Annotated in this window: 8 protein-coding genes; 3 read left to right on the top strand and 5 right to left on the bottom strand. The window is 74.8% G+C overall.

Features of this window, described 5'->3' with window-relative positions; genetic code table 11:
- Window positions 1-79: 79 nt before the first annotated feature.
- On the bottom strand, window positions 80-1,165 hold the full coding sequence (locus MUN78_RS08795; protein WP_244725838.1) for a YlbL family protein: 1,086 nt from the start codon (window positions 1,163-1,165) through the stop codon (window positions 80-82).
- 127 nt (window positions 1,166-1,292) lie between these two features.
- Between MUN78_RS08795 and MUN78_RS08800 the strand changes: the two genes are divergently transcribed.
- On the top strand, window positions 1,293-2,783 hold the full coding sequence (locus MUN78_RS08800; RefSeq protein ID WP_244725839.1) for a zinc-dependent metalloprotease: 1,491 nt from the start codon (window positions 1,293-1,295) through the stop codon (window positions 2,781-2,783).
- Between the two features lie 199 nt (window positions 2,784-2,982).
- Window positions 2,983-4,035, top strand: a complete 1,053-nt coding sequence (locus MUN78_RS08805; RefSeq protein ID WP_244725841.1) for a hypothetical protein — start codon at window positions 2,983-2,985, stop codon at window positions 4,033-4,035.
- A gap of 28 nt (window positions 4,036-4,063) precedes the next feature.
- Here the strand turns inward: MUN78_RS08805 and MUN78_RS08810 are convergent, their stop codons facing one another.
- Entirely contained in the window at window positions 4,064-5,767 is a 1,704-nt protein-coding gene (locus tag MUN78_RS08810) for an ATP-dependent helicase (RefSeq protein WP_244725843.1), read from the bottom strand.
- A complete protein-coding gene (gene nudC, locus MUN78_RS08815) occupies window positions 5,757-6,734 on the bottom strand; it encodes an NAD(+) diphosphatase (protein WP_244725845.1) in 978 nt (325 codons plus the stop codon). Before nudC ends, MUN78_RS08810 begins: the two co-directional genes overlap by 11 nt.
- A 122-nt stretch (window positions 6,735-6,856) precedes the next feature.
- Here nudC and MUN78_RS08820 point away from each other — a divergent pair, with 122 nt between their 5' ends.
- Window positions 6,857-8,365, top strand: a complete 1,509-nt coding sequence (locus MUN78_RS08820; protein WP_244725846.1) for a phosphotransferase — start codon at window positions 6,857-6,859, stop codon at window positions 8,363-8,365.
- A 109-nt stretch (window positions 8,366-8,474) separates the two neighbouring features.
- On the opposite strand, the gene MUN78_RS08825 is transcribed toward MUN78_RS08820, so the two are convergent.
- Together MUN78_RS08825 and MUN78_RS08830 are read right to left on the bottom strand one after the other, a co-directional pair.
- Window positions 8,475-12,422: an ATP-dependent helicase gene (locus tag MUN78_RS08825; RefSeq protein ID WP_244725848.1), complete on the bottom strand. Its 3,948-nt coding sequence runs from the start codon at window positions 12,420-12,422 to the stop codon at window positions 8,475-8,477.
- Window positions 12,419-16,276, bottom strand: a complete 3,858-nt coding sequence (locus MUN78_RS08830; RefSeq protein WP_244725850.1) for a PD-(D/E)XK nuclease family protein — start codon at window positions 16,274-16,276, stop codon at window positions 12,419-12,421. Before MUN78_RS08830 ends, MUN78_RS08825 begins: the two co-directional genes overlap by 4 nt.
- Between the last annotated feature and the right edge of the window lie 191 nt (window positions 16,277-16,467).

The raw sequence follows: 16,467 nt of genomic DNA on the forward strand, positions 1-16,467 counted from the left end.
GTCGCGGTCCGGGCGGTCGGGCGCACCATCGGGCCGACGCGCCGGACGCACGGCCGGGGCGCCGCCCCGGAGACGGGCGTCAGGATCCGGTGTCGCAGCGCTCGAGCCCGGCGGGCTCCGCACCGTCCGCGACGGTCCCGATCGCGGCGAGGGCCTCGTCGAGGTCGGCGACGGGCGCGATCCGGAGCCCGGAGGGCGTCCGATCGGGGACGTCCGCGCAGTTCGCGAGCGGCATCAGGAAGAGATCGCTGCCGGCGCCGGAGGCCGCCCACATCTTCTGCTCGAGACCGCCGATCGCACCGATCTCGCCCGTGCCGGCGATCGTGCCGGTGCCGCTCACGGTGAGTCCCTGCAGCAACTCCCCCGGGGTGAGCTCGTCCACGATCCCGATGGCGAAGATCATGCCGGCGCTCGGACCCCCGATCTGCGAGAGGCTGATGTCGACCTCCGCCGGAAGCGCGTACACCGTCGCGATCGACGCGCCGATGATCGGCTCCGCCTCGCCCTCGGGCGTCTCGGGGACGAGCGGGAGCTCGCGGGGTTCCCCGTGCCGCTCGATCCCGAGGCGGACGGCCTGTCCGGCGCCCGCCGCGACGATCCGCTCGCGCAGCGCCGCGAAGTCCGGCACGGCGGCGCCGTCGACGGAGACGATGACATCGCCGACCTCGAGCACGCCGTCGGCCGGGCTCCCCTCGGCGACCGCGCCGACCGCGAGCTCCGTGCCGACCTCCTCCCCCAGCGCGCCGAACGCCGCCGCGGCGGCCTGCGCCTGGGAGGAGTCCATCTGCACCGTCGTCGCCGCCTCCCGCTGCTCGACGGTGACCCCTTCGGGATAGAACTCCGTCACGGGGGCGATGCGCTGCGCGGGATCCAGCAGCGCGGGGAGGAGGGAGAGCCAGCTCTGAGGATCCTCGGGAGATCCGAGGATCGACACCGTCAGCAGGTTGAGCACGCCGGAGGTCGCGTAGGTCTCCCGGTCCTCCACCGTGATGACCGGGACCCGCTCGCCGTCGATCTCGACGTCACCGAGGGTGTCCACGACGGGACCGGGCCGCTCGATCGCATAGGGCGAGGGGATCAGCGCGGCGAGCAGGACGAGGCACGCGGCGATCGCCACGCCCAGCAGGATCCGGGATCTGCGCCGCTCGCGCCGTTCGTCGTACACCGGTTCTCCTCGCCGTGCGTGTTCGCACTCGGCGCAACGGAAATCGCCGGGCGAGCGTCAATCTAACAGGTGGATCCTGCGCGGGTGCCGTAGCGTGGATTCCGACGGATGATCCGGAGGTACGGGAATGAGCGCGAACGGACAGGACGGCGCCGAGCGACCGGGCGGCGACGATTTCGAGGAGCTGCAGCGGATCCTGCGGGAGATGCTCTCCGGCGGCGGTGCGCAGTCGGGCGGGATCGATCCCGAGCAGCTCGCGAAGGCCGCGGGCATCCCCTTCGACGGGCAGGCGATGCAGGGGCTCTTCAGTACGATGCAGCACGCCATGCAGCATCCGAGCGACACGATCGACTGGTCGGCGACGCGGAAGACGGCGATCGAGGTGGCGGCGGACGGGACGGCGCACGCGGATCCCGCGCCGGCCATGCGGGCCTTCCCGGTCGCCGCACTGTGGCTCGACGAGGCGACCGATCTCGGCCCGACGCCGGACGCTCCGCGCGTGCTCTCGCGCATCGAGTGGGTCCAGCAGTCGGTCGACACGTGGGTGAGCCTGGCGGAGCCCGTGGCCGAGTCGATCACTGCAGCGCTCATGCGGGCGCTGCAGACGCAGATGCCCGAGGAGCTCAGCGGGGCGCTGCAGGGCGCGGCGCCGATGCTGCGCAGCGTCGGCGGGGCGCTCTTCGCCGTGCAGCTCGGCAGCATCGTCGGCAAGCTCTCGGGCGAGGTCGTGTCGGCGGGCGACATCGGCATTCCCCTGCTCTCCGGGCCGTCGCGGGAGGGGGGCGCCCTCCTGCCGAGCGGCGTCGCGGCGTTCGCCGAGGGGCTCGAGCAGGATGCCGAGGCGGTGACGCTCTACCTCGCGGTGCGCGAGCTCGCCCACGCGCGGCTCTTCCGCCACAGCAAGTGGCTGCGGCTCCACCTGCTCACCGCCATCACGGAGTACGCGCGCGGGATCCGCATCGACACCGACCGCATCGAGGAGCTGGCGCGCGACATCGACCCCGCGCACCCCGAGCGCATCCAGGAGCTCATCGCGGGCGGTGCGCTGATCCCCCCGAAGACCGAGGCGCAGGAGGCGGCGCACGCCAGACTCGAGACGATGCTCGCGCTGATCGAGGGCTGGGTCGACGTCGTGACGGCGGACGCGGCGACGCGGCTCCCCGGCGCCGAGGCGATCGCCGAGATGGTGCGCCGCCGTCGCGCCACCGGCGGCCCGGCCGAGCACGCCTTCGCCGCCCTCGCGGGGCTCGAGCTGCGACCGCGGCGCCTGCGCGACGCGGCGGCGCTCTGGCGGCTCGTGGGCGAGCGCAGCGACATCGCCACCCGCGACGGGCTCTGGGCCCACCCCGATCTGCTGCCCACCGCCGAGGAGCTGGACCATCCGGCCCGGCTGCTCGAACGCCTCGGACTCGCCGGCGCGGCGCCGGACACCGAGGCGGACGAGTTCGAGGCGGCGCTCGCCCGGCTGCTCGATGGCGCGCTGCCGCCCCACGCCGCGCCGGACCCGGAGGATCGCGGCGGGTCGGGCGACACGGCCCCGGACGACACGGCCCCGGACGACGCCGCCGCGGACGACGCCGCCGCGGACGACGACGAGCCGAGCGACCCCGCCCGCTGAACGGCGCGGGGCCCAGGTCCCGGCGTCGACGTCGCCCCGCGCCGCCGCGAACCGGGCGTCGAGGTCGCCCCGAGCGATCGCAATCCGCCCCGTCCGGGGCATTCCGCGCACAGCCCCGACTGCCCAGCGGCCGGGTGCGGATGCGCCGCAAATCTGTGGATAACCCGCACGCCGGCGACGCGTCGTCAAGAATCGGGGCATGACGGCGAACCGCACGCGATTGCATCCCGATCTCCCGGTGTGCTGGGAGGACCCCGACACCCTCCGCATCGGATTCGAGCGAGCGCTCGCCCGGGTGCGGTTCCCCTCGGCGGGCGCGCAGCGCTTTATCGGCCTGCTCGCCGAGGGCATCGAGGAGGACCGGCTGCCCGGCGCAGCGCGGCGCGCCGGGATCACGATGCGGGAGGCGCACGCCCTCCTCGCCGATCTCGGACCCGCCCTGATTGTGGAACGGGTGCCGGCACGCGCCGGCACGGGCGTCCGAGTGGGCGGCCGCGCCGGCATGCGCGGCTCGGCGGCGGCGGACGCCACCGCCGCCGCCTCCGCCTCCGCCTCCGCCTCCGCCTCCGGAACGGTCGCCTCCGCCTCCGGAACGGTCGCCTCCGGTGGGTCCGCCGCCGGAACGGTCGCCTCCGGCCGGGCGACGCGCACCGGCACGCCGCGCCTGCGCGTCGCGCTCTGCGACGACGGACGCGACGTGCCCGGCCTCCGCGACGCGCTGCTCGCCTCGGATCTGTGCCGGCTCGACCTGGCGCGCGGCGAGACGCCGGAGCTCGTGCTCTACGTCGAGCGCTACCTCGAACCGCTGGAACGGGCGCAGCGCTGGCTCATGGCCGGTCTGCCGCAACTCCTCCTGCGATTCACCGACGGCGCCGTGCACGTCGGACCGCTGATCTCCCCGGCAGGGGCGCCGTGCCACACCTGCCTGGCCCTCGCGCTCGTGGCGGCCGATCCCGCCGCGCCCGCTCTCGCCGCGCAGCTCTCGGGCCGCCGCCCGCGGAGCGAGACCGCGGCCGTCGCCCAGCTCGCCGCGGCCAGCGCCGCCGTCTTCGTGCGCCGGTGGCGCGCCGAAGATCCCGCGGTGCACGTCACGGGGGTCCGGGTGCCGGTCGACGACGGGCTCCCCTCGGGTCTACCCGAGGCCCGCACCGTCGAGCCGCATCCCGAATGCGCCTGCGGACTCGGCGCCGATCCTCCGCCGCGGAAGCGGCCCGCACCGGTCCCCGAACACGAGCCCGTCGACGGGCGATGACGGGCCGTCGGCGGAAGACCCCGGCGCGCTACCGGATGATCCCGGCCTCCGCGAGGAAGCGGGAGGGCTGCCGCTGCGCCCGAGCGCCGCCGGCGACGCCGGAGAGGAAGAGGACGTCGCGCGCCCGGGTGAAGGCGACGTAGGCGAGCCGCCGCTCCTCGTCGATGCTCTCCTCATCGGCGGCGTGGGCGATCGGCAGGATCCCCTCGCTGAGGCCGACGACGTGCACCATGGTCCACTCGAGCCCCTTCGCCGCGTGGATCGCGCTGAGGGTGACGGCATCGAGCGCCGGCTCGTGCTGAGTGCGCTGCCGAGCGAGCAGCTCCTCGCTGAACTCCGCGATCCCCGTTCCCGGCGGCATCTCGTCGACGAGCGCGAGCAGCGCCCCGAGCGCCTCCCAGCGTTCCCGCTCGGCCGCGCCCTCCGGCGCCTTCGCCGTCCACCCGCCCGCGCGGAGCACGTCGCTCACGATCTGGAACAGCGGCCGGGTATCGGCCACCTTCGCCTCGCCGCGGATCATCATGACGGCCTGGCGCACATCCGCGCGCTCGAAGAAGCGCTGCGCGCCGTGGACGCGCACGCCGATCCCGCGGCGCCTGAGCGCCTCCTCGAAGCGCGCCGACTGCGCGTTCATGCGATAGAGCACCGCGATCTCCGAGGCCGGCGTCCCCCCGCGGATCGCGGACGCGATCGAGTCCGCGACGCCTGCGGCCTCGTCCTGCTCGCTCGCGAACCACTCGAAGGCGGGCGCGCGCGGCTCGTCGCGCGGCTCCGCCGCGCCGCCGGGCGCGCGGACGGCGCGGAGGGTGAGCGCGCCCGGCCGATCCCGCATCAGCCGGTTCGCGAGCCGGACCACGGGCTCCGTGGAGCGGTAGTTCCGTTCGAGCCGGATCTCGCGCGCGTGCGGATACCGCGCGCCGAAACGCAGCAGGTACGAGCTGGACGCTCCGGCGAAGGAGTAGATCGTCTGGCTCGCATCGCCGACCACGCACACGTCGTCCCGATCCCCGAGCCACACCGAGAGCAGCGCGTGCTGCAGCGGCGAGACGTCCTGGAACTCGTCGACGGTGAAGAAGCGATAGCGTTCGCGGACCTGCAGCGCGACCCGCGGCTCGCTCTCGAGCATGCCCGTGATCAGCACCAGGACGTCCTCGAAGTCGATCTGCCGGCGCTCCTCGAGGAGCGCCGCGTAGCCGCGGTGCATCTCGACGAGCTGATCCGCGTCGAGCCCCTGCGGGACGGGCCGTTCCGCCACGAGTTCGGCGTAGCCGTCGATGCTCAGCATCGAGGTCTTGCGCCACTCGATCTCCGAGGCCACGTCGCGGAGGGACTCGCCCCCGAGCGCGAGCTTCCGGGACTCCGCGACCTGCGAGAGGGTCGGCACCTTCCCCGGCACGACGCGCGGCGCCGCGCCCCCCACCACCTGCGGCCAGAAGTGCCCGAGCTGCGCGAGCGCCGCCCCGTGGAACGTCTGCGCGCGCACCCCGTCGGCGCCGAGGCCGCGGAGCCGCCCCTGGAGCTCGCCCGCGGCCTTCCGGGTGAAGGTGACGGCGAGCACGCGGTCGGGCGCGTACACCCCGCTCCGCACCCCGTAGGCGATGCGGTGCGTGATCGCGCGGGTCTTGCCGGTGCCGGCACCCGCGAGCACCGCGACCGGCCCGCGGAGGCTCTCGGCGATCTCCCGCTGCTCGGGATCGAGCCCCGCGAGAATCGCCTCGGCGTCAGCGGCCAACGGACCCCTCCGACAGCGCCGCCGCGGCCTCGCCGATCCGCCCTTCGACCCATTCCTCGAGCATCCAGTGGGCGATGGACATCGACATCGGGAAGGTGAAGCTCCCGCCGTTCTCCCGCAGCTCCTCGCGGCTGAACCAGCGCAGCTCGGAGATCTCCTCGGGATCCGGGCGCAGCGCCTCCGGATCCTGGTCCGGCGCGAGTTTCGCGAGGAATCCGAGCATGAGCGAGCGCGGGAACGGCCACGGCTGCGAGGCGACGTACGCGACCTCCCCGAGACGGACTCCGGCCTCCTCGTACACCTCGCGGAGCACCGTCTGCTCGAGCGACTCGCCGCCCTCGACGAAGCCCGCGAGCAGGGAGAAGCGGCCCGTCTCCCAGAGCGCGTTCGAGCCGAGCAGCACGCGCCCCTCGTGCTCGACGAGCACGATCACCGCGGGGTCCGTGCGGGGGAAGTGCTCTCCGCCGTGCGCGTCGCGCCTGGCCCAGCCACCCTGCATGGGCTCCGTGAGCCCGCCGTCGCGCGCGGAGAAGCGCGCGCTCTCGTGCCAGCGGGTCAGCGAGGAGAGCACGGCGATGAGCTCGCGCTCCGTCTCGTCGAGCGCGGTGCCGAGCACGAAGGGGTGCCGCCAGGTCTCGCCGGCGAGCCCCGCGACGCGTTCGGCGCCGTCGTCGACGGACTCCGCGACGCCGAACACCGGCGCACCGTCCCGCCGGCCCAGGAACAGATGCCCCGCGCGGCCCTCCGGGCCGGACCCCGCGAACGCTCCGCCGAACTCCGCCGCGGGCAGCAGGGCGAGCGCCTCACCGCCATCGGCGGCGATGACCGGAACCTCGACCCCGCGCAGGCGAAGGACCCGGGCCGCGGGATCCCGCCACGCCGCCGCGAGCCGCTCGGGATCCATCCGCGTGCGGGCGTCCCGGTCGAGCGCGCCGCTCGAGAGCGGGGGGCGACGATTCGTGGTCATCTGGATTCCTCTCGTTCACGCCAGGTCGCGGCCTCCGACAGCGGACTCGTTCCGCGCGACGGACTGACGCTCGGTGCGCGTGGCGCGATGCGTCGCGCGCGAGCCGTGCATACCCTGGGTGCATGGCCAGCATCCCTTTCACTCTAGCCGCGCTCGCGACCTCCGCGGTGCCGGGGCTCGTCGTCTCCGGCGTGCGCGGCCACGACGGCGAGGAGGGCTTCTCCTCGGCCATTCTGGCCGGCGAGGACGCCGAGCTGCTCGTCCGCGTCCCGCGCACGCAGGCGGCCGAGGTGCAGCAGTCCGCCGAACTCCTCGGACTGGCCGCGCTCACCGACGGCCCGCGGGACCGCCTCCCCTTCGCGGTGCCGCGGACGCTCGGGATGACCCGGGCCGGAGACACGCGGGCGGTCGTGTCGACCGCGATCGACGGCGAGCGGTTCGCCGTCGAGGACCTCGCGGACGACGCGCTGCTGCTGCAGCCGATCGCCGAGGCCATCGCGGCGATCCACGAGCTGCCGCACACGGTCGCCCTGCAGGGCGGACTGCCGACGCGGTCCGCCCAGGACCTCCGCCTGCGCGCGACGCGCGTGATCGACCGGGCCGAACGCACCCGGCTCCTCCCCGAGACCATCCTCCGCCGGTGGCAGCAGGCAGTCGAGAGCGCAGAACTGTGGGACTTCAGCCCGACGATGGTCCACGGCTCGCTCGACGCCGAACAGCTGCGCGTGGCCGAGGATCGCGTGGTCGGTGTCCTCGGCTGGTCGGAGCTCTCGATCGGAGACCCGGCGGCGGATCTGTGCTGGCTGCTCGGCGCGGGCCCCGAGGTCCTCGAGGGGGTACTCGTGCGCTACGGCGCGGCGCGGAATGCGGGGTCGAGCGGGACGCTCCGCACGCGTGCCGCGCTCTACCACGAGCTCGAGGTCGCCAGATGGCTGCTGCACGGCGTGGAGGTGCACGACGCCTCCGTCGTCGACGACGCCGTCGCGATGCTCGACCGCATGGTGGGCGTCACCGGTCCGCTCGGCGCAGCCATGCTCGCGCAGGTGGCCCGGCCCCCGCTCGGCGAGCACGAGGCCATCGCGCTCCTCGACGAGGTCCCCCACGTTCCTGACGCCGTCGACCACCGCTCCGACACCGCGGCGTTCGAGGCGCTCGACGAGGACCGGATGTTCGGCGTCGACACGGACTTCATCGAACCGCTGCCCGATGAGGACGCGACCCCGGCCGAAGCCGGCACGGCGGACGCGGCGGCGGCGGACACGGATGCGGCGGAGGCGGCGGGTTCCACGGACCTCACGGGCGTCGCCGAACCCTCGGGCGCTGCTGGTCTCTCGGGCGCTGCTGGTCTCTCGGGCGCTGATGGTCTCTCGGGCGCTGATGGCCTCTCGGGTGCTGCTGGCCTCTCGGATGCTGCTGATGTCGCGCAGGTCCCCGACGCGCAGGACACGGCGTACACCTCGGACGCGTCGTTCCGCGCCGCAACGGCGGCGGACGTCCCCGAGTCGGACACTCCCGAGTCGGAGCAGCTCACGGAGCCCATCTCGGACGACGAGCTGCCCGCGCCGCGCAAGCGGATCCCCGCCTTCCTCAGGCTGCGGCCCGAGGATGAGGCGGGCCCCACCGGACGCTGACCCGCTCGCCGGGCACCGTCCCGTTGCCGCCTCACCGGCGCGGGCCCGGCCTCGCCTCGGGGATCCGCCCACCGGCACCGCCCAGGCCCCGACCGCATGCGGAGGTCGGCTACGGCGACGTCCCGAGCCGGTCGGCCGCCGCGAGCCAGATCGCCTCGAGCTCGGGGAGCCCTCGCGGGGTGCCCCCGCGGAGCTCGACGCCCTCGGCGACGTAGAACAGGCACACGTCGATGCGCTCGGCCGGCACGCCCGACCACTGCGCGTAGGCGTGGCGGTAGAGATCCAGCTGGAAGAACCGGGTCTCGCGCTCCGCATCGGTGCGAGGCGATCGGCCGGACTTCCAGTCCACGATCTCATAGCGCGCGGCCTCGCTCCGCGCGGCCGACGCTCCGCTCGTCGCGCCAGCCGAGCCTGAGGTGGACGCGACGCCAGCGCCGGACGCGACGCCAGCGCCGGACTCGGTCTCACCGCCGCACGCGGCGCCAGCGCCGGACACGGTGCCGGCGCCGGACACGCCCGAGTCGTCGGCCGCGGGAGGCAAGCGGTAGACGGCGTCGAGCTTGCAGACGAGCGTGCGTCCCGCGAAGGGCAGCGTCACCTCCTGCTCCACGGCGATCGGCCGCAGCCCGGCCCACCGAGATCGCTCGAAGACGTCGATGAGCGGCTGCAGCTCGGCCTCCTCCGTGAACTCCTCGTGACGCGGCGCGTCGTCGGCGCTCCCCCAGAGCGGCAGCGCGGTCCCCCGCGCCGTCGTGGCGCGCCGCTCCACCCACTCGTGGAAGCGGTTGCCGACCCGCGTGCGACGGTACGGGCGCTGCGGAATCGGACGAAGCCGGCGTCGCTCTGCGGCCACGGGGTCCTCGACGAACTCGTGGAACGTGGACGCCGTAATCCGTTCGGGCAGCGCTCCGCCGCCACCGGCCGCACCGGCCGCACTGGTCGCAGCCGACGCCCCGGTCGCACCGGTCGCACCGGTCGCAGGCGACGCCCCGGTCGCGCGTCCGTCTCGGGAGGGACCCCCGATGTCGGAGGAGTCCCCGGCGCCCGAGGAGCCCACGGCACCGGCATCGGCACCCGCCGCGCCCGCCCGTCGGGCGTCCGCGTGCGCCCGCTGCTGCGCGCGACGCTCCGCAAGCAGCAGGCGGACGGTCGGATCGATGCCGACGGCGGCGCGATCCTCAGCGCCGATGCCTGCAGACTCGCGGTCCGCAGCGCCGATGCCTGCGGAGGCGCGGTCCGCAGCGCCGATCCCTGCGGAGGCGCGGTCCGCAGCGCCGGCGCCGCCGCGCGACCCCTCCGTCTGCGCCAGGACCGCGGACAGCCGCTCCGCCGCGCGACGCACCCGCGGAGCGCGGTCGCCGAGCGGATCCAGCGGCCACTGCAGTGTGAGCTCGGCGTGCTCGCTCGGATCGGTCTCGTGAGCGCTCGCCTCGGGGAGTCCGGTGATCAGCCCGGCCTCCTGGAGCTCGACGAGATACGGTGACGGCGGGCGCGGTCTGGTCTGCCCGCCCCAGAACGACCCGCTGAGAAAGAGCCGCTCCGCCGCACGCGTCACGGCGACGTAGGCGAGCCGCCGCTCCTCCTCGGCGTGGGCGCGACGCAGGCCCTCCTTGTACTCGGAGATGCGATCCCGCAGTTCCTTCTGCGTGTCCGCGAGCCGCCAGTCGAGCGCGGGCCGCGCCGCCGCGTCGCCCCGCAGCTCGTCCGGCAGTTCGCCGGTGCGCAGCCAGCCGGCTCCGGAGCGCGGGGTTCCGGGGAACTCCCCCGCGACGAGCCTCGGCACCGCGACGAGATCCCATTCGAGCCCCTTGGAGCCGTGCGCCGTGATGAGCTGCACCGTTCCGGGCTCGGGAGCGGCGACGTGCTCCGCCGTCTCGTCCGCCTCGACGGCGCGCTCGATCCATTCGAGCAGCGAGGGCAGCGTGCCCCGGGTGTCCACGGCGAGGTAGCCCTCGACGAGCTCGACGAAGGCGTCGAGGTTGGCGTGCGCGGCGGCCGTGCCGGCCTGCAGCCGGGCCTCGTTGGCGTCGAGTTCGATGTCGATCCGGAGCGCGTGCACCACCTGCGTGATGAGCTCCCCGATCGGTCCTCCGACGCGCTGTCTGAGCGCTTGCAGGACGCGTCCGGCCTCGCGAAGCCGCTCGCGTCCGATCTCGCCGATGCCCGCGAGCGCGCCGTGGTCGAGCGTGCGCAGTTCGGCGATCCGGTCGAGCGCGTCGATGAGCGTGACGTCGCGGTCCGGATCCTGCAGCACGCTGTCCGCCTCGCGGTCGGCCGCATCGAGCGGTCGCAGCGACACGTCGCGGGAGGCGAACCAGCGGGCGGCGTCGCGCAGCCCGGCGAGATCCCTCACCCCGATCCGGAAGCGCGGGCCCGCGAGCAGACGGATGAGGTCGCCGCCGGCATCCGCGTACCAGATGCAGCGCAGCGCGCTCACGACGTCGGTGACCTCCGGCGTCGTGAGCAGGCCGCCGAGTCCGACGATGCGATTGGGCACCCCCGCATCGGAGAGCGCGGCGGAGAAGGCGGCCATCGGGCTGCGCTTGCGGAAGACCACGGCCGCGCTCGGCGGTGCACCGTGCTCGGCGAGGTGCGCCGCGCGCGCCGCCCGCATCCACTCGGCGACGGCGAGCCGCTCCTCGTGCACGGTCTCCGGGTAGACCCACTCGACGCTCCCGCTCTCCGCGCCCGGCCGCGGCCGCAGTTCGGGGACCGGGATCGCGGCCTCCGCGACGAGGGGCGCGGCGATCGCGTTGGCGACGTCCAGCACCTCACGGGGGTTCCGCCAGCTCGTCGAGAGCGTCAGCGTGGCCGGCGGAACGGGACCGTCGCCCGATGCGTCGCCCGGCCGACCGCCGACGCTTCCTCCGGAACCGCCTCGGCCGGTGCCGGCGTCCCGCTCGATGCCGGCGTCCCGACTGGTGCCGGTGCCCCGCTCGCTGCCGGTGCCTCGACCACCGCCGCGAAAGTCGGCGTGAAAGGAGCGCAAGCCTGCAGCGGAGGCCCCGCGCCAGCCGTAGATCGACTGGTGCGGGTCGCCGACGGCCATCACCGACCCGCCGCGGAAGATCATCGAGAGGAATCGGGTCTGCCCGACCGAGGTGTCCTGGACCTCATCGAGCAGCACCGCCCGGTGGCGCCGGCGCAGCACCGAGACCCCCTCGGGCGAGCGTTCGAGCGCGCGGGTGGCTGAGGCGAGCTGATCCGAGAACTCGATGACCCCGCGTCGCTGCTTCTCCTCCGCGTAGGCGCGGGCGAGCCGGGTGATGAGCGGCGTCTCGGCGAGCGCGGCGACCGCGTCGCGCACCGGAGCGTAGACCTTGCCGCTGGCGCTGCCGCGGTCCCGCTCCTTCTCGTCGTAGGGCAGAGCAAGCGCACGGCCGAACTCGGCGACCACCTGATCCACGCGGTCGAGCGAGCTCAGGTGGTCCGAGACCGCGTGATCGAGGCCGAGCACGTGGCGGACGAGCTGAGCGGTCGAGAGCGTGCTCGTCGGGAGTTCCGGGTCTCGGCTCGCGAGGATCACCTCGCGTGCGATCCGCCACGCCGTCGCCTCGTCGATGACCGCCGCGCCCGGCGCGATTCCCGCGGCGATCCCGAACTCCTGGAGGACGCCCGAGGCGAAGGCGTTGTAGGTGCTCACCTCGGGCATGTCGAGGCCGTCCCCGATGTGTTCTGCGAGCTCCGCCGCCCGGGCTCCCTCACGCGGTGCGAGGAGGCCGCGCGAGGCGGCGTCTTCGAGCCGCGCGACGAAGACGGCGAGCCGGCCGGAGATGCGCTCGCCCAGTTCGCCCGCGGCCTTCCGGGTGAAGGTGAGCCCGAGCACCGCGTCGGGGGCCGCGAGTCCGTTGGCGACGAGCCAGACGACGCGGTTCGCCATGGTCTCGGTCTTGCCGCTGCCCGCACCGGCGACGACGAGTGCGCTGCCGCCGAGCGGATGCTCGATGACGCCGGTCTGCTCCGGCGTCGGGAGGAGGGGCGGCTTCGGCGGTTCCGCGAGGATCTCGGCGATGCGCGCGGCGGAGAAGACGACGGTCGCGGCGGACGCGGCGTTCACGGGTGGCTCACCGCCCGAATGATGTGGAGCCGGCAGGCGCCGGGCTGGTGCGGATCCGAGCAGTGATGCTCGACGCGCGCGGTGAAGGCCCCGCCGGCCATAACCTCTGCGATGCGCTCGACGCGTTCGAGGAGCTCCGTGCGCGCCGCCGCATCGATGGGCTCCTGGACACGTTCGACGTAGCCGGCGGCCTTGGCGGCGTCCGGGTGCACGTAGAGCAGCCGCGCGCCGCCGCTGCGCGCCGCCGCGAGCAGCGCCGCCGCCTCGGCCGGCGCGACCGCGGCGGACCCCGCGCGCCCGACCCGACCGACTGGGACAGCCGGCGCGGCAGGAGCCGCGGGCACGGCCGGATCCATGGTCTCCTCCGGAGCGGCGGGCCCCTCCGGAGCTGCGGGACCGGTCGGACCGATGGGCTCCGCCGGAACCTCGGGCCCGGCCGAGTCGACCGCGTCGTCTCCGAGCACGAACGCGCCGAACTCGATCCCGAGCTGGTACGCCTGCAGCTGCGCGTGCGTCTCGGCCTGCGCCTTCGACGGGAGTGCGCGCCCGGTCTTGAGGTCGAGCACCGTCACCTCGGCCCCGCCGTCGGCCCGTTGCCTGAGTTCGAGGCGGTCGGCCATGCCGCGCAGCTCCGCGTGATCGAGCGGGATCCGGAACGGGGCCTCCGTGCCGATGAGCCGGCGGTCCGACCCCGCGAAATCTCGGAGATAGGCGGCCAGCCCGCTCGTCATCGCGGCGGCGAGGCGCTTCGCCCGTTCCGACTCCCAGTCCGCGTCGAACGGCAGCTTCCCCCACTCCGCCAAGACGGCGTCGAGCAGCGCCTCGGGGTCGGGGTCCCCGGCGGTCTCGAGGGCGTGGTGCACGAGCGTGCCGAGGCTCGCCTGCACGCCGCCGCCACCGCCGCCGAGGCGGGAGATCGCCCAGTCGAGGGCGCAGGTCTCGGCGCGCTCGAGCTGCGAGGGGCTGACCGGCACGCGCTCGTCGGGGTCCGTGAGATCGTGGAGCGGCGCCTCCGTGCTCGGCGGCAGGATGCCGTACCACTCCTCCGGTCTGGCGCCCGGCACCTCGTCGCGGGCGAGCGCCACGAGCGAGGCGAGGGCCGCCTCGTCGTCAGGATCCCGTGTGAGCCGTCGACGCATCTCCGCGGTGGCACCGCGCAGCGTGAGACGCACGCTCGGCAGCCCGTCCCGTCGATGGGCCGCGCCGAAGCCGAAGAAGGGGCTCGGGTGCTGATCCTCGTCGGCGACGGCGACCACCAGGAGCTCCCCCGTGGTGCGGGCGCAGGCTTGGGCGAAGAGCCGCAGTTCATCGTGCACGGTGTCGCGACGCGCGGGGGGCAGGGCCTCGCCGCCGCGCAGCCATCGTTCGAGTGCGGCCGTACCGAGCAGCGAACCGCGCGCGCGGAGGTTCGGCCAGGCGCCGTCCTGCACGCCGATGACGGCCACGATCGCGAACTCGCGGCCGACGGTGCCCTGCGGCGTCGTCACCGTTACCGCGGCGCGCTCGCTGCGCCGGGCCAGCGTGTCCTCCGGGACGGTGCTGGCGAGCAATTCCGTGAGCAGCTCGGTGATGGGCTGCTCGCTGTCCTGCTCCTCATGGCGCTGCAGCGCGAAGAACAGCCCGAGGACGGCGTCGAGCGAGCGATGCGCGTCGTCCGCGCGGACGCCGCGGCCGTCGAGCGCGTCATGCTGCCAGCGCTCCGCCAGACGCGTGCCGTCCCAGATCGCCCACAGCGTCTCGCGCGGTGTTCCGCCTGCCGCGTGCACCCGGGCTCCGGCCGCGGCGACGCGTCCGAGCCGGCGGAGGGCGCGCCCGCCGGAGCTATCGACGACGGGGTGCTCCCCCGGTGCCGAGAAGGCGTCGGCGACGAGCGCGTCGACGTCACGGACGGCGCGATCCTCGTCCCTGGCCATTCGGCGCTCCTGCAGCACGAGCGCCCCGCGCAGACGACGGACGGCAACGGGATCGAGGCCGCCGATCGCTCCCCCGACGATCCGCAGCACACCCTCGGGTGCGAGCTCCTCGATGCCCAGGGCGTGCCGCAGCAGTGCGACGAGCTCGCGCACGATCTGATGCTCGCGCAGCACGATGCCCCCAGCGGCGAGGCCGGTCGGCACCTGGTGGGAGGCGAGGGTGCGCGCCACGCGCGCCGCTTCGCCGCGGCTCCGGCAGATGACCGCCATCTCGCTCCAGTCGACGGGCCGGTTCCCGGTCGAGAACGCCGCGCGCGCCGGTGCGTCGCCGGGATCCGCCGAGGCGGGCTCATGCCCCGCCGGGCCATCGCCGGGCTCCGCCGGATCGGTGCCGAGCTCCGTCGGATCGGCGCCGGACTTTGCCGGATCGGCGCTGGGCTCCGCCGGATCGGCGCCGGACCCTGCCGAATCATCGCCGGCCTTCGCCGGATCGGCGATGCCGAGGTGCCGCGCGCGGAGCCGGTGCGCGATGATCCCGAGCTGCTCGGCCGGGGATGCCGCGACGGCGAACTCGACCGTGTCGTCCCCGTCACCGCGGGCGATGGCGCCGCCGGGTACGGCGCGGCCGCGGGTGATCGCGCCGAGCGCGCGATCCGCGCCGGCCTCACGGCCCTCCCTGGTCGTGCCGGACTCGCGGCCGGACCCCGCGAGGGTCCGCGCGTCCGCAGCCCGCTGCGCTCCGGCTCCCGCCGCACCGATCCGCGTGGTGAGCTCACGGACGAATCCGCGCACGACCGCGCCGTGCCGGTGCACCGTCTCGAGCACGACCGTCTGCTCTCCGGAGGATTCGGTCGGTCCGCCGCGCCGCACGGACGCCGCGCCGGCTCCGCGTCGGCGGAGCTCGTCGGTGAGGCGGGCGAGCACCGCCGTGCGTTCTCCGTGGAACGCGCCCGTGGCGATGTCGGGGTCGCCGAACACCCAGATGGCGCTCCCGGCGTCGGCGCACGCGGCGAGCAGGGCGAGCTCGCCCTCCCCGAGCTCCTGCGCATCATCGACGAGCAGGAGCCTCGGAACCGGCACCCCGCCGGCGCGGATCGCATCCGCGGCTTCTCGCAGCAGGGCGCTCGAACTGACCTCCTCGGGGCGGTCGACGGCGAGCCGAGCCGACACCTCGGCGATGAGCTCGAGCCCCGCGCACCACCGCGCGACCACGCCCGGATCGGCGACGCGGCTCTGAGCCTCGCGGGATGCGGCCGCTCCGGCCTCGTGGAGCACCCGCAGCAGCTCCGCGGGACGCCACGCGAAGTCATCGGCGACCCGCCAGAGCTCTCGGAGCTCGGCGCGGAACGTCGGGCTCCGCATCACCTCGGCCGGGAACTCCGCGAGGGCGGCGGCCGAGCTCGGGGCGGCGGCCGAGCCAGCGGCCGCAGCCGGCGCGATGGCGGGTTCCTGGGCGACCGAGGATGCCGGCGGGACAGCAGATGCCCGTGGGATAGCGGATGCCGGGCCGGCAGAGGCCGTATGCGCCCGATCCGCTCGGACCCCCGGTACGGCAGCACCGGCTCCGAGCATCGCATCGATGACGGCGGCGATCGCCTCGTCCTGGGCGGTGCCCGTGAGCAGACGCGGCGCCGCGCGCCCGGCGCGGGCTGCGGCGTGGGAGAGTACGGAGAAGGCGAGCGAGGCCGCGGTACGCACCGGTGTACCGCCGAGCGCTCGCGCGATCCGCCGCCCGATGCCGGCGCGGAGATCGGCGGCCACGGCGCGGCTCGGAGCGAGCGCGAGCACCGAGGACTCGTCCCAGCCCTCGCGGTCGAGGAACCGACCGTACGCCTCGACCAGCAGGGTGGTCTTCCCGCTCCCCGGGGCGCCCAGGATGCGTGCGTGCCGATCCGGATCGAGTTCCAGGACGCGGAGCTGCGATGGATCGAACGAGGTCATGCGCACAGCCTACTGACGACGTCCGACACCGCCACGGAGCGCACGCCGGCGTCGCCGCGGCTCCGCGCCCGGCGGTCCGCGCCGCGACATCGGAGCTCCGAGCAGCAGGGGGTCCGATGGTCGACCGGCTCCTTCGCCTCGCATCGAACCGGTGGTCCCGGACACCGGATGTTCCCTCGGTCGCCCCTTCG

The sequence above is a fragment of the Leucobacter allii genome (assembly GCF_022919155.1).
In the GTDB taxonomy this organism is placed as follows: Bacteria; Actinomycetota; Actinomycetes; order Actinomycetales; family Microbacteriaceae; genus Leucobacter; species Leucobacter allii.